The following is a 22,218-nucleotide window of genomic DNA, read 5'->3' on the forward strand; positions in this document are numbered from 1 at the left end:
ATACGCTAATTATCTGAGTATTAAATGAAATATGACCATAGTACGACGGTCTATTATTCCACTAATGCCGAAAGACTCCCAAAAATCTTAAACAACTCTTCATCAAACAACTTCTTGTAATACTCAATATTACCCGAGACGCCGTATCCGATTGCTACATCAAAAAGTTGACTTATTGGCCAAATTAGCATGATAATTCTATAGTTTTCTTTATGATCTTTTCCAAATTCTATTTTTCTCACTGCCGCCAAGGCTCGGTTCGCAGCAACATCGTTAAACTCTCTCTGGTGAAGTTTGACAAAAAAGCCAACTTCAACCGAGAACAACTCGTTTTCGATTTCGTGCGAGCTGATCATTGACCTATCCTCGATATAGCCTGAGCGGAAACATGACCGTCGATCAAAACTTCTTGATCGGCTCGTGCGAAATTTTTCGCCGACGGAAAATTTCGTCCAGGATCATCTTTTGGAAATTCGCCATTCGATACGTCTACAACCCGTGTCTTGACTTTGGACAAGTCGATACGAACAACATTTGAGACATCCCCCTTTGCATATTTGCCGATCGCGACAGCAGGGCTTTTAGTAGTCGAAATCCAATTAGAGCTCTGCATATTCGTGCGTAGCATAACGTGTTTCGAGGGAAATACGTTAGCCATACGATCCCTCGCGAACAACCCTACTGGGGGATCCTCGCCAGGCGCTAAAGCGCGATAGACAAATTTACCGGCATCCTCTTCATCATCTTTCGTTAGGCCGAGATCTTTGGCAAGCCTCTCGCCAAGAGCCTTCAGCGAGTCGACACGAGTTTTATGTCCCGCTACAAGCGGTTCAAGTCCAGCCGGGCCCCACGCCAACCGGGCCTTGAGGTATGGCGAGTTGACTTACCTTATCGCAGTCGCAGTCTTTCTTGTCGGCAAACGCGCCAGGGAATGAATTCGCAACATCTTGATCGCTTGCGCTTGGGTCAGACGACGCGTCAGATCGCGAATCACCGCCCTCCTTAGCGCTATTTACCAATCCCGCTGCGCTGTCGTCCGATGAGCGAGGCGAATGGCCATTGTTGTCGGCCTTATTGACTGGGTCGTTCTGGGCATACGCATATCGGTTCGTTCCTACGCCGGGCAGCGTCGTGTCCCAGTCGTCAGGAGAGATGAAGCGTCCGAGCACCGGATCCATATACCGTGCATTGAGGTAGAGCAGTCCGGTTTCCGGATCGAAGCGCTCGCCGATGTAGCTCTTCTGGGTCTGGAAGCCGGTGTTGAGGCGCTCGCCATAGGTGGCGTAGTTGGTGGCTTCGGTGACGGCGCCTGAGCTGTCGGTGACCATTCGCACCGAGGCCAGATGATCGCGGTGCAGGAAGTATTTTGTGCCGCCGACCACCTTCACGTCCGAATGCGGATAGCGGGTGTAGACCTCTGCCCCGGGTGTCTGTGGATCGATCTCGACCGAGGCGTCGGGATAAAGCGTGGTGGCAAAGGCAGAGGCCTTCTTCACCCGCGCGCCGTCAGGGCCGTAGCTCAGGTTGACGGTGTTGGAGGCGAGGCTGACGGTCTTGAGCCTGTTGGCCTCGTCCCAGGTCAGCGTGCGATGTCGCGGCCATTGCCCATCAGGATCAGGTCCGGACGGGTCTCGTAGTAGAAGCTGATGCTGGCGCCGTTATAGGTAATGCTCGCCGGATAGCAGGTCGGGCTTGCCGGGCAGGTATAGCTGTAGGTGACCGTGTTGCCGTTGGTGTCGGTGGCAGAGGTCAGCAGCCACCGGTAGCTGAAAGCAAGATCATAGGCCGGCGTGCCGGCTGTCGGAAGGTGTGACGCTATCGCGAGACTCGCGCTCATCTGAAAAATTCATGCACGGCATCAAAGTCTTGATGGCCAAGAACTATATCGACAACCTGTCGGAAGAGGCCCGCAAGGGGCAGATGGAGAAAGCGGAGCAGGGCATCTGGCCGACTAGGGCACCGCTGGGCTATGTCAACACCACGGGCAAGGATGGCAAAAAGGTAATCGAGCCGCATCCTGAACTGGCTCCAGTCGTCACACAGCTGTTCGAGCGCTACGCAACCGGCCAGTATTCACTCAAAACCCTGGCCAAGGCCGCCCATGGCGATGGGCTGATCTATCCCAAGAGCGGCAATCCGGTTCCGGTCAGCGCCGTGCATATGATCCTGCGCAACCGGCTCTATACGGGACTATTCCAGTGGAACGGCAAATTGCACCAGGGCAAACACGAACCGCTCGTATCGATCGAGCTATGGGAGCGGGTCCAGGGCGTTCTGACGGGCCGCAATTCGGTCCCGGCCCACCCGATAGGAAACGAGTTCGCCTTCACCGGCCTGATGAGCTGCATCGAATGCGGCTGCGCCGTCGTGGCGGAGATCAAGAAGGGCAAATACGTCTACTATCACTGCACGGGGCATACCAACAAAGGCCGGGGCGGATACGGTGATTGCCGCCGCAAATACGTCCGCGAGGAAGTGCTCGATCAGGCGTTCGCCAACCTGCTCGACCGGTTGCATTTTGACGAAGAGATACTGGAATCGGTAAAAGCAGCCCTCATGGCCAGCCATGCCGACGAGCGCCGAGAGCATGAACAGGCGATCCATCGATGCCAAGTCGAGGACAAGCGGCTCGAGGATCGGCTGCACGCCATGTATCTCGACAAGCTCGATGGCCGCATCGACAACGCCTTCTACGACCGAATGTCGGCACAGTGGCGAACCGAACAGACGCGGCTGCTTCGCGAGATAGAGCGCCATGGTAGCGCCGAGGAATCATATATGGAGGACGGCATCCGGCTGCTGGAACTGGCGCGCAACGCCAGCCGACTGTTTGCGAAACAGCCTGCGCACGAGAAAAAGCGCGTCTTGAATCTCGTGCTGTCGAACTGCCAATGGGACCACGGCGAAGCTCACGCCGTCTTCAGGCAACCGTTTGATCTGCTTGCGGAAACGGTCGTCGCTAGCGCAGCAATGGGTGCACACCAGACAGCTGCATCTACACGGAGTGCCCTTCCCGAGAGATGGGTGACAGTTCATTCTGGATAGATGGGTTACACTTTTGGCCCTTTGCAAGGAGAGCAAGGTGCCTTGGAAGGAGTGTAACGTCATGGACGAGCGGCTTAAGTTCGTGGCCCGTCTGCTGGACGGAGAGAAGATGGCGGTCCTTTGCCGGGAATTCGATATCTCGCGCAAGACCGGCTACAAGATCCTCGCGCGCTACAATGATAGCGGCCTTGAGGGGCTGACGGATCGGTCACGCCGACCCTATCGCCACGCCAATCAGCTTCCGTTTCAAATCGAGAAGCTGATTGTGCGCCTGAAGCAGGACAAGCCGACTTGGGGTGCGCCTAAGATACGCGAGCGGCTGGCCCGGCTCTATCCGGATGTGCACAGGCCTGCGATCTCGACGATACATGCGGTGCTCGACCGGCACGGTATGGTCGAGCACCGCAAGCGACGGCGCAAGGCGACGGGGACGCCACTTTCAAGCAGCTGTCGACCCAATGATCTGTGGTGCGCCGACTACAAGGGCGAGTTCATGCTCACCGATCGGCGCTATTGCTATCCGCTGACGATCACTGACTTCGCCAGCCGCTATCTCATTGCCTGCGAGGCGCTGTCGACCACCAAGGAAGCCTATGCCTTCACCGTGTTCGAGAGCGTTTTCAAGGAGTTCGGTCTGCCCCGCGCCATCAGGACCGACAATGGCGTTCCCTTCGCCAGCCCCAACGCGCTCTTCAACCTCAGCAAGCTGTCGGTCTGGTGGCTGCGCCTGGGCATCGACATCGAGCGCATCCAGCCGGGCTGCCCACAGCAGAATGGGCGCCACGAGCGCATGCACCTCACCCTGAAGAAGGAAGCCACCAAACCGGCTGGCGCCAATTTCCTTCAGCAACAGGCTAGGTTCGATGACTTCATCGACGAGTTCAACTCAGAGCGCCCGCATCAGGCGCTCGGCATGGACTGCCCGGCAGAGCGCTACACGCCCTCAACGCGCCCCTACACTGGCTTGCCAGAGCTCGACTATCCGTTTCACGATAAGGCCGTCACCGTCACCACCTGCGGTCGCATCTGCTACAATCGCAAGAAGATCAACCTTAGCCTCGTCTTTGCCGGCCAGACCGTCGGCATCAAACAGATCGAAGACCATATCTGGCTTGCCAGCTTCATGGACTATGATTTGGGGTACTTTGATGATGAGACATTCAGGCTCGAACCACTCAACCCCTTCGGGCCAAAAGTGTTACCCATGTCTCCGGTATAAACCGTAACCTATGTGTCCGGAACGGACCCAGTCCAGTTTGGCTGGGGCGCCAGGATTCGAACCTGGGAATGTCGGTACCAAAAACCGATGCCTTACCACTTGGCGACGCCCCAGCAGGCGGGCATGCCGCGCTGCGCGCGGCCTTATAGGACGAGGCGGCGCAAAGCTCAATGCCGGGAGATCAACTAAATCGGCAGTGACGCGGGGCCGCCATTTCCGGCCAGTTTGTCGCCGATCGCCCGGCGGTGGATCGTAAGCCGCACGCGTCGCGCGGCAGCTTCGGGCGGTGCAGGCCGCGAGCGGCTCAGCTCCGCGTTCAGGGAAGCAGGCGATGCATCCTTGCCTAGGCCTGGGCCACGCGCGCGCGGCAATCCTCCAGGACGGCAGCAAGCGTGTCCTCGAAGGGATGCTCGGGCGCCCAGCCGAGCAGGGTCCGGGCGCGGGTGGCATCGCCGACGATGCATGGCAGATCGCTCGGCCGCAGCCGCAGCGGATCCTGCTCCGTGACGATCTTGACGCTGCTGCGGGCCAGCAGCCGATCGAGGACGTCTCCCATCCGCCAGGAGAGGCCGGACGCAAGGTTGAAAATGGCGTTCGGCGCAAGATCGCGGCTCTTCAGAACCGCACGCGCATAGGCGTTGGCGATGTCGCGCGCATCCAGGAAATCGCGCCTCGCGTCGAGATTGCCGACGCGGATCACCGGCGGAGCAAGGCCCGCTTCGATCCGGGCGATCTGCATGGCGAAGGCCGGCACGGCAAATGCCTCGGTCTGGCCCGGGCCCGTATGGTTGAAGGGGCGCATTCGGACACACTTCAATCCCTGGCGCGAAAGCGCGCCGAGCGCGAGGTCGGCCGCGGCCTTGGTCACGGCGTAGTCGTCGATCGGAGCAAGCAGCGTGCCTTCGTCGAGCGGGCGTCCGGTCTTGGCGCTTTCGCCATAGACCAGGCCCGATCCGACATGAACCAGCCAGCAGTCCGGAGCCTTGTCGAGGACGGCATGAGCCACGTTGAGCGCGCCGTCCACATGAATGCGCCATGTGTTGCGGGGATCGGCCTGGGCGGCACCCAGGGCCGCGACCGCCGCCATGTGAATGACATGGGTGGGCTGGTGACGGGCAATGGCGTCATGGACGGCGGCCGGATCGGTCACGTCCAGTTCTTCCACCAGGCCGAAGGCGGGATGCGGACCACCATCCTTGGAGGTCGCGGCAACGGCAATTTCGCGGCCGCAAATCCTGCGCAGCGCGTCGCCCACATAGGGCCCGACGAAACCGTTGGCGCCGGTTATCAAAACGCGCATGCCGGCCTCACGGACCACGACGAATTGTCCGCATGCGGATGCGTGGCGGAAGACTGTGCGTCAAGTCATCGACCCGTTGATGCAAGAGCTTCCTTTCAATTCCTGGCAGCCGAGTGGCGCGCCAGATCGGCGTCCACCATTTCGCGGATCATATCCTCCAGGGAGATCGTCGCTTCCCATCCGAGCTTCGCCTTTGCCTTGGCCGGATTGCCGCGAAGGATTTCGACTTCCGCCGGCCTGAACAGGTCGGGATCGATGACAAGATGGTTATCCATCTCCAGCCCGACATGCTCGAACGCGATTCTGCACATATCGCGCACCGTCGTCGTCCTGCCGGTGGCGACCACATAGTCGTCGGGCTGATCCTGCTGCAGCATCAGCCACATGGCGCGGACATAGTCCCTGGAGTGGCCCCAGTCGCGCTTGGCGTCGATGTTGCCCAGGCGCAGTTCCCTTGCCAGGCCCTTCTTGATGCGCGCGACGGCGTCCGTGACTTTGCGTGTCACGAATTCGATGCCGCGAAGCGGCGATTCGTGATTGAACAGGATGCCGCTCGAAGCGTGCAGGCCGAAGCTCTCGCGATAATTGACGGTGATCCAGTGACCATAGACCTTCGCCACCGCATAGGGAGAGCGGGGATGGAAAGGCGTGGTCTCCGACTGCACCGGCTCCTGGATAAGGCCGTACATCTCCGAGGACGACGCCTGGTAGAAACGCGCCTCGGGGATCTCGAGACGCAGTGCCTCGAGAACATTGGTGACGCCGATACCGGTGACGTTGCCTGTCAGGATCGGCTGCTGCCACGAGGATCTGACGAAAGACTGTGCGGCCAGGTTGTAGACCTCGTCTGGCCTTACGTCGCGCATGGTTCGACTAAGACCCGACAGGTCCGTCAGGTTGCCGTCCACGATCCGCACATCGTTTTCGATTCCCAGCCATTTCAGGCGCATGGTGTTGACGTCGGCTGTGCTCGACCGCCGCGCCAGCCCGTGGACTCGGTAACCCTTCGAAAGCAGGAGCTGGGCCAGATAGGCGCCATCCTGCCCCGTAATGCCGGTTATCAACGCCGTTCTTGTCATCGATGCTCTCAGGGCTCGAGCGAGACGTGGGGCACAAGTCCCCGTTATTGTAGAGCGGGCCGCGCCCCAAGCCTGCGGCGATCGCCGGCTCCGTCTTCGTTATACGGCTTCTGATTCATCTGCCAGTGTGGTGTCGCGCGCTCGTTCCAGCGCCATTGCCACAATCTTGCTCGCCCTGTCATGGCTGGCGGCCTCGGCATAGCACCGAAATTCGGGAGCGTTGCCGGAAGGCCGCAGATGGATGATCTCGCCACTGGTCATCCGTGCCCTGAGACCGTCGGTCTCATCGACGTCCAAGACGCTGCCGAAGGGGGCAAGGAAGTGCCGCAAGCCATCGCGGTACGCGAGCTTTCGCATCAAGCCGCGCGATTTCTCGACGGGGAAGTTCTCGAGCCGTTCGCTGGCGCAGACCGGAAGGCTCCAGGTTTCGCGCAGGCCGGAAAGCGATTTTCCGGTCGATGCCATCGTGCCCAGCACCGCCAGGATCGGCAAAAACGAATCCCGTGTCGGCAGCGCCGACAAAGCCTTGCCGTTCACCACGCAGTCCGACCCCAGAAGAACCCCGCCATTGGCTTCGAAGCCGACGACAATGCCGCCTGCCTGCCGCGCGGCGTTCATTTCCGCTATGACGAAAGGGGATCCGACCTTCGTTCTCCTGACGCCGAATCCGAAAGCCTCGGAGATGCCTGAATTGGAGGTGATCGGCGTCACCACAATGTCGGCCTTGAGGAACAGCGCCGTGGCCAGCCCGATCAGGTCGCCGCGGAACAGTTCGCCACTGTCGTCGATGACAAGCGGGCGATCGGCATCGGCGTCGGCAGAGAGCACGGCGTCGAATTCGAATTCGCGCACCCAGTCTTTCACCCTCACCATCGTTCCCCGGCCGACGGCTTCCGTATCGATGGGCACGAAGGTTTCCGTTTTCCCGACGGGGATCACCTCGGCGCCGTAGGACCGCAGGACCTCGACCAGCAGCTCCGCCGCAACCGTGCTGTGCTGGTAGACGCCGAGACGCATTCCGGAAAGGGCGCGAGGGGGCAGAATGCCATCGACACGATCTCGAAAGGCCGCGAGCGCCTGTTCATGGCCGGCTTGCCGGTCCGCATGGGCCGGAGGCCAGGGATATCGATCCGACAGTTCCGCGACGTGACGGGTGATGGCGGCCTCGTCCGCCTTGTCGATCTCGCCCCTCGGCCCATAGAATTTGATGCCGTTGCGGTCGGCGGGAATATGCGACCCGGTCACCATAAGCGCCGCGGCGCCGTCCAGGCGGGCATAAAAGGCGAGCGCGGGCGTGGGGATGGGACCGCAATCGACCGGCTGGAAGCCGGCCGCGGCCAATGCCGCCATGCAGTCTTCGGCAATCGTTGGACTGCTGTCGCGCAAATCGCGCCCGACGAAGACCTTGCCTTGCTGAAATCCGGTCGACCGCAAGCGCCGGGCGAAACCCTCGGTATAAAGTCCGCTTGGCCTTCCCACCAATTCGGAAGCCAAACCCCGAACGCCGCTTGAGCCGAATTTCATCAGTCTGCTTTGCTATTGGAAGATTGCCGCCGCTCAACGGAATGAGCCCGGCTGCCCCCGGCTGTCAACATCAAAAACAACTCGAAATCCGCGTCTTTCCTGGAGCAATTCCAGGAAAAGTGTGAGCGGCTTTCCGTCCGGAATTGCGTAAATCAAAGAGTTAGAGCGGTTTACCGTTTCAGTAAAACGGTGAAGCGCTCTAATGTCCCCAAACGGCCAGTTCGTTGCCGGCCGGATCAGTGAAGTGGAACCGCCTGCCGCCCGGGAAAGAAAAGATCGGCTTGACGATGGTGCCGCCGGCACTCTCGACCGCGTCCAGCGTTTCCTCGAGATTTTCGGAGTAGATGACCGGAAGCGGCTTGGCCGGCGCTTCGCCGGCATCTGCCTGAAAGCCGCCGTCGAGGCCTTCGGCAAAGGCTGCGTAAGTCGGACCGTAGTCGGTGAACGACCATGAAAAGGCGGCGCTGTAGAAAGATTTTACGCTGTCCAGCGTGCCGCCCGTCGCCGGCAGTTCAAGATAGTCGAGTTTTCCATTGAGTTTCATCACGCTACTCCACTGCGTTCCCGTTATGTTCTATATCGGTCGTTTCCCTCCAGCAAGTCTTTTTGACGCAGCTTTTGCTTAATCGATTGTAGCCGCAGTGGTTGCTTGCCGGTGCCTTGCCTTTCGCAGTGCAGCATCCTATCGCTCGGAGCGGGGAAGGCGGGAAACGGCCATCATCCGGATGTTTCTATCTCCCACGAACTGGAGGGCAAGCATGACCAAGTGGGTTTACACCTTCGGCGACGGCGCCGCCGAGGGCCGTGCCGGCGACCGCAACCTTCTCGGCGGCAAGGGTGCCAATCTGGCCGAGATGTGCAGCCTTGGGCTGCCGGTGCCGCCCGGTTTCACCATCACCACGGAGGTCTGCAACGCCTATTACGCCAACGGCCGCACCTATCCCGGCGGGCTCGAGACGGATGTCGTCTCCGCTCTCGACCATATCGGCCGGATTACCGGCCGCCGCTTCGGCGACCCGTCGAAGCTGCTTCTGGTCTCCGTGCGCTCCGGTGCTCGCGCCTCGATGCCTGGCATGATGGATACGGTGCTCAATCTCGGCCTCAACGACGAGACGGTCGAGGCTTTGGCCGCCGATTCCGGCGATGCGCGTTTCGCCTATGACAGCTACCGCCGCTTCATCCAGATGTATTCCGACGTCGTCATGGGCCTGGACCACGAAGTGTTCGAGGAGATCCTCGAGGACCAGAAAGCCAGTCTCGGGCATGAGCTCGACACCGGCCTGACGGCCCAGGAATGGCAAGGCGTGATTTCGCTCTACAAGGCCAAGGTCGAGGAAGAACTCGGCAAGCCGTTCCCGCAAGATCCGCAGGAACAGCTCTGGGGCGCGATCGGCGCCGTGTTCTCGAGCTGGATGAACAACCGCGCCATCACCTACCGGCGCCTGCACGACATCCCGGAAAGCTGGGGCACCGCCGTCAACGTCCAGGCCATGGTATTCGGAAATATGGGCGACACGTCCGCGACCGGCGTCGCCTTCACGCGCAATCCCTCGACCGGCGAGAGGCAGCTCTACGGCGAATTCCTGGTCAATGCCCAGGGCGAGGACGTGGTGGCCGGCATCCGCACGCCGCAGAACATCACCGAGGCGGCGCGCATCGCCGCCGGCTCCGACAAGCCGTCGCTGCAGAAGCTTATGCCTGACGCCTTCCAGGCTTTCGTCGACATCTCCGACCGGCTGGAAAAGCACTACCGCGACATGCAGGATCTCGAATTCACCATCGAACGCGGCAAATTGTGGATGTTGCAAACCCGCTCCGGCAAGCGCACCGCCAAGGCTGCGCTGAAGATTGCCGTCGAGATGGCCAAGGATGGGCTGATCACCAGGGAGGAGGCGGTCGCCCGCATCGATCCGGCCTCGCTCGATCAACTGCTCCATCCGACCATCGACCCGAATGCCGCGCGCGATGTCATAGGCATGGGCCTGCCGGCGTCGCCCGGCGCCGCCACCGGCGAGATCGTTTTTTCCTCCAGCGATGCCGAGGACGCCAGGGCGCAAGGCCGCAAGGTAATCCTGGTGCGCATCGAAACCAGCCCGGAGGACATCCACGGCATGCATGCCGCCGAAGGCATCCTCACCACGCGTGGCGGCATGACCAGCCACGCCGCGGTGGTGGCGCGCGGCATGGGCAAGCCCTGCGTGTCCGGCGCCGGCTCGCTGCGTGTCGACTACAAGGCCGGCACGCTGCTCTCGATGGGCCAGACTTTCCGCAAAGGCGACATCATCACCATCGACGGCGGCAACGGCCAGGTGCTCAAAGGGGCGGTCGCCATGCTGCAGCCGGAGCTGTCGGGCGATTTCGCCGCCATCATGGAATGGGCCGACGCCACGCGCCGCATGAAGGTGCGCACCAACGCCGAAACGCCGCTCGACGCCCGCATGGCGCGCTCTTTCGGCGCCGAAGGCATCGGGCTTTGCCGCACCGAGCACATGTTCTTCGATGGCGACCGGATCGTCGCCATGCGCGAGATGATCCTGGCCGACACCGAGAAGGACAGGCGTGCGGCCCTGGACAAGCTCTTGCCCATGCAGCGCTCGGACTTTCTCGAGCTGTTCGAGATTATGGCCGGCCTGCCGGTGACGATCCGCCTGCTCGACCCGCCGCTGCACGAATTCTTGCCGAAGACCGAGGCCGAGCTCGCCGAGGTCGCCTCCGCCATGAACGTGTCGGCCGACAAGCTCAGGCAGCGCACGGAAGCGCTGCACGAATTCAACCCGATGCTCGGCCATCGCGGCTGCCGGCTCGCCGTCTCCTATCCCGAGATCGCCGAGATGCAGGCGCGCGCCATCTTCGAGGCGGCGGTCGAGGCCGGCCACAAGGCCGGCGCGCTGGTCGTGCCGGAGATCATGGTGCCGCTGGTCGGCCTGGTGAAGGAATTGCAATACGTCAAGGCGCGCATCGATGCCGTCGCGCAAAGCGTCATGCAGGAGACCGGCACCAAGATCGATTATCTGACCGGCACGATGATCGAATTGCCGCGTGCGGCGATCCGGGCGCATGTCATTGCCGAAGCGGCCGAATTCTTCTCATTCGGCACCAATGATCTGACGCAGACCACGTTCGGCATCTCGCGCGACGATGCGGCGTCCTTCCTCGAAACCTACCGGCAGAAGGGCATCATCGAACAGGATCCGTTCGTGTCGCTCGACATTGAGGGCGTCGGCGAGCTGGTGCGGATCGCGGCCGAAAAGGGCAAGACGACGCGGCCGGGCATCAAGCTCGGCATCTGCGGCGAGCATGGCGGCGACCCGGCCTCGATCCGCTTCTGTGAGGAAGTCGGCCTCGACTATGTGTCGTGCTCGCCCTACCGCGTGCCGATCGCCAGGCTGGCCGCCGCGCAGGCGGCCGTGGCGGCAGCGAAGGGCGCGACAAAACGCGCCTGACATCCCGACACCTTACGGTTTTGTATGCAATGTCACGCGAACGTGCGCGTGACGGCCCTGAATCTCGACACCGTTCCAAGCGACTTTTCGACACCGAATTTATTTGTGTCGGAAAACCCATGTTGCAGATTTCCCCATCCGTTTACCGATCGATCCTAATCCTGCAGACCAAGTTCATCGGCGACATCGTGCTTGCCTCGGCGTTGGCGAAGAACCTGCAGCTTCAATATCCGGGCGTCAGGATCGTGTTTCTCTGCGAAGCCCATTTCGCCGGCTTCCTGACTGCCCATGGCATAGCTTCCGAGGTCGTCCCCTTCAGCCGGGCCAAGATGCGTGGCTCGCCGCTCGAGCGAGGGCGCGAGCTCTTCCGGATGGTGCGCACGTTGCGGCGGCACCGTTTCGACATGACCGTCGACATCACAGATTCCAAGACGTCGCGGATCATTTCCGGACTGGTCAACGCTCCGGTCAGGGTCGGCTATTTTCCGACGGAGCGGCCTTTGCGCTGGCACGAGCGTCAACCCGCCAACGTCAGGATGAAGCCGTTCGGATTCGGCAAGAAGCACTATCTCTACCGTTATTTGTCTCCGCTGGAGGCGCTGGGCATCGATCTGCGCGTCAGGGCGCCGGCCATCCGGCCGCTGTCCTTCGAGACGGCGCGCGTCCTGGCCTTGCTCGCCAGGCACCAGATCCAGCCAAACGCTTTTGTTGCGGTCCATGCCGGAGCAAGCTTCGCGGGGCGGCGGTGGCAGCCGGAGCGCTTTGCCGAGACAATCGACGGGATCGTCCGCGAAACCGGCCTGCGCGTGGTCCTGGTCGGCGGTCCGGACGAGGTTGAGGCGACCGACAGGATCATGGCCGCGGCGAAGACGCCCGTCGTCAACCTGGCGGGCACGCTGCGGCTGGAAACGCTGCTCGCGCTGCTCAGGGAGGCTCGGCTGTTTCTCGGCAACGAAAGCGGACCGATGCATATGGCAGCCGCGGCTGGAACGCCGGTCGTCGGCCTGTTCGGCCTGACCAACCCGGTCCTTTGGGCGCCGGTCGGCGTGCCCAGCATTTCGTTGCGGCCATCGATGCCTTGCGACTGCGTCGGGGGCGACCTGTGCCGCCGAACCGACCCGAGCAAGGCATGCTGCGTCTGGCGCCTGGAAGTCGATCCGGTGGTGGACGCGGCGCTGGAACTCCTGGCGCGCACCGAGATGGTCCTGGAAGCCGCGGTCTGACATTTGCTGGAATTGCGGACCGCCCGTCGGCCGCGTCCCCCTCTTTGCGCAAGCCAGGGAAAAGTGTGAAACGGTCAGGTCCCGGGACTTCGCCTTAGCCTTGCGTCCGGAATTGCGTCAAAGACGACGAAATAGCGCATTTTTCGCGGATTCCGAGAAACGGTGAAACGCTCTATCCGCGCGCGAGAGTCCGATGGTCCGCGACCGTGTCGTCTTGTATAAGATCACGTGAAAATGCGCGTGATGGTTCCACATGTCGACATCTCAACCCAGCTTCGCGAACTCCGGTCTGTCCGGAGCTCAGACACCGATGTTGCGGGCTCCCTTTGCAGTCCGCTCGATCCTGATCTTGCAGACGAAGCACATTGGCGATCTCGTTCTTGCCTCCGCGCTGGCGAAGAACCTGCAGCTCGAATATTCCGACGCCCGCATCGTCTTCCTCTGCGACGCCCGGTTCGGCGGTCTCCTCACCGCCAACGGCATCGCCTCGGAGGTTGTGACCTTCCGCCGTTCCCATATGCGCGGCACGCCGCTGCTACGCCTGCAGGAACTCGTTCTCACGCTCTTTAGGTTGCGCCGCTACCATTTCGACATGGCCATCGACATCACCGACACCAAGACGTCGCGGTTCATCTTGGGGCTGGTCGGCGCACGGATTCGCGTGGGATATCACCCGTCCGAAAGGCCCCTGGGTTGGTTTGCGCGCCAACCTGCCAATGTGAAGGCCAAGCCGTTCGGGTATGGCGAGCAGCACTTTCTCTATCGTTATCTTTCCCCGCTGGAGGCACTTGGCGTGGACTTGCGCGCGCGGGCTCCCGCCTTCCGGCCGCTGCCGTTCGAGACGACGAAAGCCTTGGCGCTGCTGGACAAGCTGCACCTTCGGCCGAACGCCTTTGCCGCGGTACATGCCGGGGCAAGCTTCCCTGGGCGCCGCTGGCAGCCCGAGCGCTTTGCCGCCGCAATCGATCGGATAGCGGCCGAAACCGGTCTCGACGTCGCCCTGGTCGGCGGCCCGGACGAGAACGAGGTGGCCGAGAAGATTCTGGCGACTGCGAAGACGCCGATCGTCAACCTGGTCGGAGCGCTCCCGCTCGAAACGTTGCCGGCGCTGTTCAAGCAGGCGCGGCTGTTTCTCGGCAACGACAGCGGCCCCATGCACATGGCTGCCGCAGTCGGCACTCCCGTCGTCGGCCTGTTCGGCCTGCAGAGCCCGATCCACTGGGGGCCAGTCGGCGCGCCGAGCGTCGCGGTATGCCCGTCCATGCCTTGTGACTGCGTCGGTGGCGACCTGTGCGAACGGCCCGACCCCAACAAGGCATGCTGCGTCTGGCGTCTGGAGGTCGACGCCGTCGTCGAGGCAGCGCTCCAGTTGCTGGCCCGAACCGAGATGCCTCTGGAAGCAGCTGTATAGGCGAAAGCAAATTTTCGCGATTGCTGTTTTTACGCTGTTTGCCGTCCCGATTTTCGCCTAGATGCCGGTCTTCTAGAGACAAGTTTTTGGCGCGGCGCGAAGGATGATGCCGAGCCTGCCGATGTGGAATGAATGATGGGTCTGCTTCGAAACTCCCTTTGCGCGATGGCACTGTTCGCGGCGTCGGCGGGCAATGCCGCAACGCTGCTCGAGCCGACGCTGCATCTGAAGCCGCAGGGCGTTGAAGGCGGCGGTCGCGTCGCCTTGACGCTCGATGCCTGCGGCGGAAAGACCGACACAAGGATACTTTCGGCGCTTGTCGACAACAGGATACCGGCGACGATCTTCGTTACCGGCATCTGGCTGAAGCGCAATGCCGAGGCCGTCGAGATCATGCGGGCGCATCCCGACCTGTTCGAGCTGGAAAATCACGGCGGCCGCCACGTTCCGGCGGTCGATACGCCGCGGAAAATCTTCGGCATCCGCAGCGCCGGCAGCCCGGACGCCGTGCAGGCCGAGGTTGAATCCGGCGCCGCCGCCCTGGCCGGCGCGGGCGGCCCTGCGGCAAAATGGTTTCGCGGCGCCACCGCCGAATACAGTCCCTCGGCGATCGCCATGATCCGCAGGCTGGGTTTCAAGATCGCAGGCTTCTCGCTCAATGGCGACGGCGGTTCGCTGCTCGGCGCGAAGGAAACGGCGCGCCGCATCGGCGCCGCCAAGGACGGCGACGTCATCATCGCCCACATCAACCAGCCGACCCATGCCGCCGGCGAGGGCGTGGTTCAGGGCTTGCTGGCCTTGAAGCAGAAGGGCATGACCTTCGTACGCCTCGACGATGCCGAGGGCGTCGGCAATGACGGCACCACCGATTGAGAGCGCGGCGCGAGGGTGGCGACCGCTGAATTTTGGCGGCCACCTCCTTCCGAGATCGACCTAAGCGCCCCTCCCTTTACGGCTCAGTCCGGCGTGGCTTCGACCGTCACCTTGTTCGTGTAGAACGCGCCGTGATTGCGGATCTCGACCATTTCGTCGAACGGATGCTCATAAGCCCACATCGCGTTCTCGCCGGCTTCGCCGGCCGGCTGGACGCTCCAGTAGCTGGCATCGCCCTTGTATGGGCAATGTGTCGAATGGTCGGTCGGGGTGAGCTTGCCGAAATCGATATCGTCGAACGGGATGTAGAAGACGGCCGGGTAAGGTGGCTCCGAGAGAACCTTTGCCGCAGTCGATGTGGCGATGATCCTATCGCCGGCGCGGACCGTGACGGTGCCGCGATAAGGTTCGACGGTGATCACCTTGTCCGGGTTGCGCTGGAAGCCGGGGGCTGGATTGGCAAGCTTGTCCATGAATGGTCTCCTGGAGCAATTCTAGAAAAAGTGCGAAGCGGTTTTCCGTCCGGAATTGCGTCAAACAAAGAGAGAGCGTTTCGTTGTTTCCGCGAAACGGTGAAACGTTCTCAGGGGAGACTTACATGTGTCGGGCAGGCGGGTCGCGCAAGCGCGCGTCACGCTTGGCGTCATCACCATTCATTGAACGTCTGCTTCCGGTCGTCAGGCGGCCGTCTTGAAGGCGTCCATGAGGCCGGCATAGGCGGCGGCAATGCCCGCGACCGGATTGGTGCTTCTCGCCGCCGTCTCGACCTTCAGCGCGCCGCCGGTGGTCGGCAGCGTGAGCAGCAGGAACTGACGATTGTCGGCGTTGCCGATGCATGCCGCGGCGACATGCTCGCCCTCGGCGCCGTTTTCAACGCGCATCTTGAACAGCAGCGTTCCGCCGACGGCCTCCAGCGCACCGCCGACGACTTCGGCAAATTCATCTTCGGAAACGGTTTTGATGTCCGGCGTCAGATCGTCCAGACTTTCGGCAAGCGTGCTTTCGAGGGCTTTTTCGTCGAGCTGCGCGTCCATGCGAATCTCTCCATTCGCCAATCTCACCAAGCCCGTTAACGAAACTTAACGGCGACGATGGCCGGATTATGGCGGTTTTCCCGGTCCTTCGATCCATCCACTGGCTTCGACTTATGGCGGCTGGACAAACCGCCGGTTCGTTTCACAATGCGTGAAACAAATGACGCGAATGCGCAAAGGGAGGAATTGATGCTTGGATTGATGCAGGAATGGCCGCTGCTTTGCCATAAGCTGCTCGACCATGCGGAACGCCAGCACGGCAGCCGGGAGGTCGTGTCGCGTTCGATCGAAGGCCCGATCGTGCGCACCAGCTATTCCGAAATCCATCACCGTTCGCTCAAGGTGGCGCAACGGCTGGAGCGTGACGGCTTCAGGCTCGGCGACCGCATCGCGACCCTTGCCTGGAACACCGCCCGCCATATCGAGGCCTGGTACGGCATCATGGGCATCGGCGCGATCTATCACACGCTCAACCCGAGGCTTTTTCCCGAGCAGATCGCCTGGATCATGAACAATGCCGAGGACAAGGCGATCTTCGTCGACCTGACCTTCGTGCCGATCCTGGAAAAGATCGCCGGCGCGGTCCGATCGCTGCGACGGGTTATCGTGCTGACCGACCTGGCGCATATGCCGCAAACGTCGCTGCCGAACGCCGTCGCCTACGAGGAATGGCTGGCCGAAGCCGACGGCGCCTTCGCTTGGAAGACGTTCGACGAGAACACCGCCGCCGGCATGTGCTACACGTCGGGCACGACGGGCGACCCGAAGGGCGTTCTCTACAGCCACCGCTCCAATGTCCTGCACGCCATGATGGCCGCCATGCCCGACGCCATGGGCATGTCCACCCGGGACGTGATCCTGCCGGTCGTGCCGATGTTTCACGCCAACGCCTGGGGGCTCGGCCAGAGCGGTCCGATGATCGGCGCCAAGCTGGTGATGCCGGGCTGCAAGATGGACGGCGCCTCGATCTATGAACTGCTCGACACCGAAAAGGTGACGTTCAGCGCCGCCGTGCCGACCGTCTGGATGATGCTGCTGCAATATCTTGAGGAAACCGGCAAGAAGCTGCCTCACCTGAAGAAGGTCGTCATCGGCGGGGCGTCCTGTCCGCGCGCCATAACCGCCAAGTTCCAGGACAATTACGGCGTGCAGGTGGTGCATGCCTGGGGCATGACCGAGATGTCGCCGCTGGGCACCCTCTGCACCTTGAAGCCGCAATATGAGGCGCTGACCGGCGAGGCGCGGCTTGACGTGCAGGGGAAGCAGGGTTTTCCCCCCTTCGGCGTCGAGATGAAAGTGACGGACGACGACAACAACGCGCTGCCCTGGGACGGCAAGACCTTCGGACATCTCAAGGTGCGCGGCCCCGCGGTGGCCCGAGCCTATTATGGCGGCGCCGGCGCCGAGCAGTTCGACGCCGACGGCTGGTTCGACACCGGCGACGTCGCCCATATCGACGCCAGCGGGTACATGCAGATCACCGACCGCGCCAAGGACGTCATCAAGTCCGGCGGCGAGTGGATATCGACCATCGATCTCGAGAACCTTGCCGTCGGCCATCCGGACGTGGCGGAGGCGGCGGCCATCGGCATCCCGCATTCCAAATGGGGCGAGCGGCCTTTGCTCGTCGTCGTGCGCAAGCCCGGCAAGGAGCCGACCAAGACCGACATCCTCGCCTTCATGAACGGCAAGGTGGCGAAGTGGTGGATGCCCGACGACGTCGCCTTCGTCGGCGAAATTCCGCACACCGCCACCGGCAAGATCCAGAAGACCAGTTTGCGTGCCCAGTTCAAGGATTACCGCCTGCCGACGGATTGACGAAAAATGTTCGATCTTTCGGCTTCAAGCCGGCGCCAAAAACCGCTAACTCTCGGCCGGGTTGGGGCGATACGGCAGAGAATGGCATCTATTCCTGAACGGCAGACGTCAAGGGCGGCCGGCTGGTCGCGGCGGATCGGGGCATTCTCTCTCGTCCTTTTGCTCACCGCCGTTGCCGCTTACAGGCTGGGTCTCGTCGAGACGCCGCCTTTCCTGTGGGTCCTGGCGCTCGTGGCGCTGCTGGCTGCGCTTGCCCTGTTGCTGGCCGGTCTCGGCTTGGCCAGGGTCTGGAGCTTCGGCGATCGCGGCGGCCGCGATCTCTCCATCGGCGCGCTGCTGGCGCTGCTGGTGCTGGCACCCTACGGCGTCGCCGTCTACTGGGCGACGATCTATCCGCCGCTGCGCGACATCTCGACCGATCTCGACGATCCGCCCGCGTTGGACACCAGCGACCGCACCGCCGACATGAACGAGCTGTCGCCGCCGACCCCGGGCGAGCAGGCCCTGCAGGCCGAGGCCTATCCGCTGGTCAGCGGGCGCAGCTACAATCTGCCTTTCGAAACCGTCGTCGACGCTGTCGAAACCGTGCTCGACCGCCGCGACTGGCAGTTGACGGCGCCTTATCCCGACATCAACGGGCAAAGCCAGGCGACGATCAACGCGCTGGCAAAGGGCTTCGTGCTCGGATTGCCGGCCGACGTCGCCATCCGCATCACCGACGACGGCGAGCAGGTCATCGTCGACATGCGCTCGGCCTCGCGCTACGGCCGCTACGACCTCGGCGACAACGCCGCTCGCATCACCGATTTCCTCGGCGAGCTGGACCAGCAAGTCGCCGGGCAGGTCGGCGCGGCGCCGGCTGAGTGATCACGCGGCGGGGCTGAAAATGCCGTCTATAGCCGGATCGCCTTCTGTGGCCACGAGGCTGCGGGCAACCAGATCCTCGAGATGGGCAAGCACCGAAAGACCGGCGGCGCCGTATAGCCGCGGGTCGGTGTCGCGATAGATCGCCGCGACCATTTCCGCGATCGTCCGGTCTCCGGCGCGGATGCGCTCCAGGATCGCCCTTTCGCGCATCTTGCGATGCGTCTTCAGGCCGCGCATGAAGCTTTGGGGCGCGGCCACAGGTCCGCCGTGGCCAGGCAAAAGCAAGCGATCGTCGCGCGTCAAAAGCTTGTCGAGGGAGCTCATATAGTCGGCCATGGCGCCGTCCGGCGGCGCGACGATCGAGGTCGACCAGGCCATGACATGGTCGGCTGAAAACAGCGTTCCGGTTCCCTCGAGGGCAAACACGGCGTGGTTGGCGGTGTGGCCGGGCGTCAGCACGGTGCGGATGGCCCAGCCGTTGCCCTCAGTCAGCGCATTGTCGGCCAGCACGACATCGGGAACGAAGGCGAGATCGGCGCTGGCGTCGAGCGGATTGACCTCGCCGATGCGCAAGGGGCGCGCCGGCCGATGCGGGCCTTCGGCAAGCGTTGGCGCGCCGGTGCGCTCCTTCAGCCGCGCCGCCAAAGGCGAATGGTCGCGATGGGTGTGGCTGACGAAGATGTGGCTGACCGGTCGGCCGCCGATCGCCTTGAGCAGTGTTTCGAGATGGGCGTCGTCTTCCGGCCCCGGATCGATCACCGCCAGCGTGTCGCTGCCGACGAGATAGCTGTTGGTGCCGTGGAAGGTGAAAGGACCCGGATTTCTTGCGGTGATGCGCAGCACATCCGGCGCAACCGGAACCGCCCGGCCGTAGGCGGGATCGAAGCTGGTGTCGAATTCAAGGGCCATGCCTGCGGGCTCCGTTGCGATGCGGCAAAATGATTGCCGTCCGATACGGAAGCCAATATAGGAAAATCAATGGATGTCGCCCAAAACTGCGCAGCGGTTTTTGGGAGAACGACATGCATAAAGACAATTTTTAAAGCGCGTCGCCTGAATGCGTTTCTGCGCGATGCGCTTTAAGAGCCAGCTAATCAGCCACCCGGCAAATCAGCCAGAATGGGGAAGACCATGGCAACTGCAACAACGATGCGCCCGCTTGTTTCACTCACCCTGCCGGATCGGGGTGTTGCCCGGATGGCGACCCAGCTTTTCCTGGCGCTCGCCGGAACCCTGCTGCTGACGCTTTCGGCCAAGACCAAGGTGGTGCTCGGCCCGGTCGACATCTCGCTGCAGACGCTGGCCGTCCTGTTGATCGCCTCGGCATTCGGCCTGCGCCTTGCCGTCGCGACTCTCCTTCTCTACCTCGCCGAGGGCGCTTTTGGTCTGCCGGTCTTCCAGGGTACGCCGGAAAAGGGCATCGGTATTGTCTATATGCTGGGCTCGACGGGCGGCTATCTCGCCGGCTTCGTGGTCATGGCGGCGATCGCCGGCTGGGCCGCCGACCGCGGCTGGGACCGCGACCCGTTCAAGCTGTTCGGCGCCATGCTAATAGCGGAGGTTGTCATGATGGCCATGGGCTTTGCCTGGCTGGCCACGCTGATCGGGCCGGAAAAGTCCTGGCAGTTCGGCGTCCTGCCCTTCATCGTCGGCGACCTGATCAAGGTGGCTTTGGCCGCCAGCCTGGTGCCGGCCGTGTGGACATTGCTCAAGCGCGGCTGAGAACAATCGACGAGAAAAGGGCCGGCGGGCGACAAGCGCCCGCCGGCCCTTTTTCATGGCGCAGTCGGATTTCGCTCGAAACCGCCTTATACCAGATGATAGAAAGCGATGAAGTAACGTCGGGAAGCAGTCAAAGCCGACATTGACAAGCCAGCGCCCGAAAACTAAGCACGGGCAACTTGGCGTCGAGGCGGGGGCCGCGGTAGTTCAAGGAGAGCTTGTTGAAAGGAATTATCCTTGCGGGTGGCAGCGGAACACGTCTTTATCCGCTAACATTAGCGGTTTCTAAGCAAATACTGCCGATCTACGACAAGCCGATGATCTATTACCCGCTGAGCGTGCTGATGCTCGCGGGAATTCGCCAGATTCTGGTCATTTCAACTCCGCGCGACTTGCCGGTCTTCCAGGCGTTGCTGGGCGACGGTTCCGAATTCGGGCTGGAATTGTCCTATGCCGTGCAGGCGGAGCCCAACGGCCTCGCCGAGGCCTTCATCATCGGCCGCGACTTCATCGGCAAGGATAGCGTGTCGATGATTCTCGGCGACAACATCTATTTCGGCGGTGGCCTGTCGCAGCTCTGCCGCGAGGCGGCGACGCGCGATGGCGGCGCCTCGGTCTTCGCCTACTATGTCGACGATCCCGAGCGCTATGGCGTGGTCTCCTTCGACAAGGCCACCGGCAAGGCTCTGACGATCGAGGAGAAGCCGCAAAAGCCGAAGTCCAACTGGGCCGTCACCGGTCTTTATTTCTACGACAACAAGGTAGTCGATATCGCCTCGACGATCCGCCCTTCGGCGCGCGGCGAGCTCGAGATCACCGCGGTCAACAATGTCTATCTCGAGCGTGGCGAGTTGCATGTCCACCGCCTCGGCCGCGGCTATGCCTGGCTGGACACCGGCACGCATGACAGCCTGCTCGAGGCATCGTCTTTCGTGCGCACGATCGAGCATCGCCAGGGCATCAAGATCGCCTGTCCGGAGGAGATTGCGCTGGAGCAGCACTGGATCAGCGCCGACAAGGTGCTGGATCGCGCCGCGCGGCTCGGCAAGAACGAATATGCCGCCTATCTGCGCCGGCGGGTGGCCGATCTGATGGAGGAACGCGGTGCTTGAGGTCAGGCGGCTCGGCCTCGACGGCGTGCTGGAGATCGTGCCGAAGCGGCATGGCGACGCGCGCGGTTTTTTCAGCGAGACTTGGAATGCCGAGCGCTTCGCCGAAGCCGGCATCGATCTCGATTTCGTGCAGGACAACCATTCCTATTCCGCCGCGGCCGGCGTGCTGCGCGGCCTGCATTACCAGCTGCCGCCGCGCGCGCAAGCCAAGCTGCTGCGCGTCATCCGCGGCAGCGTGCTCGATGTCGCGGTCGACATCCGCCGTTCTTCGCCCACTTTCGGCAAATGGGAAGCGCTGGAGATATCGGCCGACAAGGGCAACCAGGTCCTGGTGCCGAAAGGCTTCGCGCATGGTTTCGTCACGCTCGTGCCGCATACCGAGGTGCTCTACAAGGTGACCGACACCTATTCGCCCGAACATGACCGCTCGATCCGCTTCGACGACCCGGCGATCGGCATCGCATGGCCCGAGATCGCGGGCGGCTTCCAGCTTTCGGACAAGGACCGCAACGCGCCGCTGCTGACCGCGGCGGAGGTGTTCGCGTGAG

21 protein-coding genes and 1 tRNA gene are annotated in these 22,218 nt (G+C 62.3%); 11 read left to right on the forward strand and 11 right to left on the reverse strand.

From position 1 onward, the window contains the following. Nucleotides 1-53: 53 nt before the first annotated feature. The 3 genes from LB526_RS16800 to LB526_RS16810 form a co-directional block, all read right to left on the reverse strand. Nucleotides 54-356 carry a hypothetical protein gene (locus LB526_RS16800; protein WP_224628592.1) on the reverse strand — a complete coding sequence of 101 codons (303 nt, stop codon included), beginning with the start codon at nt 354-356 and terminating at the stop codon, nt 54-56. Between the two features lie 474 nt (nt 357-830). After that, complete coding sequence (locus LB526_RS16805) at nt 831-1,496, reverse strand: RHS repeat-associated core domain-containing protein (protein ID WP_224628593.1); 666 nt, start codon at nt 1,494-1,496, stop codon at nt 831-833. Nucleotides 1,497-1,579: 83 nt separating this feature from the next. Beyond that, nucleotides 1,580-1,837 (reverse strand): hypothetical protein, encoded by a 258-nt coding sequence (locus LB526_RS16810; RefSeq protein ID WP_224628594.1) that lies wholly within the window; start codon nt 1,835-1,837, stop codon nt 1,580-1,582. A gap of 11 nt (nt 1,838-1,848) precedes the next feature. Here LB526_RS16810 and LB526_RS16815 point away from each other — a divergent pair, with 11 nt between their 5' ends. Together LB526_RS16815 and LB526_RS16820 are read left to right on the forward strand one after the other, a co-directional pair. Continuing rightward, a complete protein-coding gene (locus LB526_RS16815) occupies nt 1,849-3,045 on the forward strand; it encodes a recombinase family protein (RefSeq protein WP_224628595.1) in 1,197 nt (398 codons plus the stop codon). A 37-nt stretch (nt 3,046-3,082) separates the two neighbouring features. After that, a complete protein-coding gene (locus LB526_RS16820; RefSeq protein ID WP_411967685.1) occupies nt 3,083-4,264 on the forward strand; it encodes an IS481 family transposase in 1,182 nt (393 codons plus the stop codon). A gap of 38 nt (nt 4,265-4,302) precedes the next feature. Here LB526_RS16820 and LB526_RS16825 read toward each other — a convergent pair. The 5 genes from LB526_RS16825 to LB526_RS16845 form a co-directional block, all read right to left on the reverse strand. Next, nucleotides 4,303-4,377: transfer RNA gene (locus LB526_RS16825), tRNA-Gln, on the reverse strand. Between the two features lie 230 nt (nt 4,378-4,607). Continuing rightward, nucleotides 4,608-5,564 carry an NAD-dependent epimerase/dehydratase family protein gene (locus tag LB526_RS16830; protein WP_224628601.1) on the reverse strand — a complete coding sequence of 319 codons (957 nt, stop codon included), beginning with the start codon at nt 5,562-5,564 and terminating at the stop codon, nt 4,608-4,610. Between the two features lie 95 nt (nt 5,565-5,659). Continuing rightward, complete coding sequence (gmd, locus tag LB526_RS16835) at nt 5,660-6,643, reverse strand: GDP-mannose 4,6-dehydratase (protein WP_224628603.1); 984 nt, start codon at nt 6,641-6,643, stop codon at nt 5,660-5,662. A 99-nt stretch (nt 6,644-6,742) separates the two neighbouring features. Beyond that, complete coding sequence (locus LB526_RS16840) at nt 6,743-8,167, reverse strand: phosphomannomutase (RefSeq protein WP_224628606.1); 1,425 nt, start codon at nt 8,165-8,167, stop codon at nt 6,743-6,745. A gap of 199 nt (nt 8,168-8,366) precedes the next feature. After that, nucleotides 8,367-8,711, reverse strand: a complete 345-nt coding sequence (locus LB526_RS16845; RefSeq protein ID WP_224545796.1) for a VOC family protein — start codon at nt 8,709-8,711, stop codon at nt 8,367-8,369. Nucleotides 8,712-8,925: 214 nt separating this feature from the next. Here LB526_RS16845 and ppdK point away from each other — a divergent pair, with 214 nt between their 5' ends. The 4 genes from ppdK (at nt 8,926) to LB526_RS16865 (ending at nt 15,117) form a co-directional block, all read left to right on the forward strand. Next, nucleotides 8,926-11,610 (forward strand): pyruvate, phosphate dikinase, encoded by a 2,685-nt coding sequence (gene ppdK / locus LB526_RS16850; RefSeq protein WP_224628609.1) that lies wholly within the window; start codon nt 8,926-8,928, stop codon nt 11,608-11,610. Nucleotides 11,611-11,729: 119 nt separating this feature from the next. Further along, entirely contained in the window at nt 11,730-12,833 is a 1,104-nt protein-coding gene (locus tag LB526_RS16855) for a glycosyltransferase family 9 protein (RefSeq protein ID WP_224628611.1), read from the forward strand. A gap of 253 nt (nt 12,834-13,086) precedes the next feature. Next, nucleotides 13,087-14,244: a glycosyltransferase family 9 protein gene (locus tag LB526_RS16860; protein ID WP_224628613.1), complete on the forward strand. Its 1,158-nt coding sequence runs from the start codon at nt 13,087-13,089 to the stop codon at nt 14,242-14,244. A gap of 135 nt (nt 14,245-14,379) precedes the next feature. Next, entirely contained in the window at nt 14,380-15,117 is a 738-nt protein-coding gene (locus tag LB526_RS16865) for a polysaccharide deacetylase family protein (protein ID WP_224628854.1), read from the forward strand. Nucleotides 15,118-15,200: 83 nt separating this feature from the next. Here LB526_RS16865 and LB526_RS16870 read toward each other — a convergent pair whose 3' ends face one another. Together LB526_RS16870 and LB526_RS16875 are read right to left on the reverse strand one after the other, a co-directional pair. Then, nucleotides 15,201-15,590, reverse strand: a complete 390-nt coding sequence (locus LB526_RS16870; RefSeq protein WP_095766800.1) for a DUF427 domain-containing protein — start codon at nt 15,588-15,590, stop codon at nt 15,201-15,203. A gap of 204 nt (nt 15,591-15,794) precedes the next feature. Continuing rightward, on the reverse strand, nt 15,795-16,151 hold the full coding sequence (locus LB526_RS16875; protein ID WP_095766801.1) for a hypothetical protein: 357 nt from the start codon (nt 16,149-16,151) through the stop codon (nt 15,795-15,797). Nucleotides 16,152-16,340: 189 nt separating this feature from the next. Here LB526_RS16875 and LB526_RS16880 point away from each other — a divergent pair, with 189 nt between their 5' ends. Both LB526_RS16880 and LB526_RS16885 read left to right on the forward strand, forming a co-directional pair. Next, entirely contained in the window at nt 16,341-17,969 is a 1,629-nt protein-coding gene (locus tag LB526_RS16880) for a fatty-acid--CoA ligase (RefSeq protein ID WP_224628614.1), read from the forward strand. 81 nt (nt 17,970-18,050) lie between these two features. Then, entirely contained in the window at nt 18,051-18,836 is a 786-nt protein-coding gene (locus LB526_RS16885) for a DUF1499 domain-containing protein (RefSeq protein ID WP_224628615.1), read from the forward strand. On the opposite strand, the gene LB526_RS16890 is transcribed toward LB526_RS16885, so the two are convergent. Further along, nucleotides 18,837-19,745: an MBL fold metallo-hydrolase gene (locus LB526_RS16890; protein ID WP_224628620.1), complete on the reverse strand. Its 909-nt coding sequence runs from the start codon at nt 19,743-19,745 to the stop codon at nt 18,837-18,839. Between the two features lie 222 nt (nt 19,746-19,967). Between LB526_RS16890 and LB526_RS16895 the strand changes: the two genes are divergently transcribed. The 3 genes from LB526_RS16895 to rfbC all read left to right on the forward strand — a co-directional run bounded on the left by LB526_RS16895 (nt 19,968) and on the right by rfbC (nt 22,217). Continuing rightward, the gene (locus LB526_RS16895) at nt 19,968-20,558 is read left to right on the forward strand and encodes a biotin transporter BioY (protein ID WP_224628623.1); all 591 of its coding nucleotides are present in this window, start codon (nt 19,968-19,970) and stop codon (nt 20,556-20,558) included. A gap of 221 nt (nt 20,559-20,779) precedes the next feature. Beyond that, on the forward strand, nt 20,780-21,670 hold the full coding sequence (rfbA, locus tag LB526_RS16900) for a glucose-1-phosphate thymidylyltransferase RfbA (RefSeq protein WP_224628625.1): 891 nt from the start codon (nt 20,780-20,782) through the stop codon (nt 21,668-21,670). Next, entirely contained in the window at nt 21,663-22,217 is a 555-nt protein-coding gene (gene rfbC / locus LB526_RS16905) for a dTDP-4-dehydrorhamnose 3,5-epimerase (protein ID WP_224628627.1), read from the forward strand. Before rfbA ends, rfbC begins: the two co-directional genes overlap by 8 nt. The last annotated feature ends 1 nt before the right edge of the window (nt 22,218 follow it).

Source organism: Mesorhizobium sp. CA6 (genome assembly GCF_020165035.1).
In the GTDB taxonomy this organism is placed as follows: domain Bacteria; phylum Pseudomonadota; class Alphaproteobacteria; order Rhizobiales; family Rhizobiaceae; genus Mesorhizobium.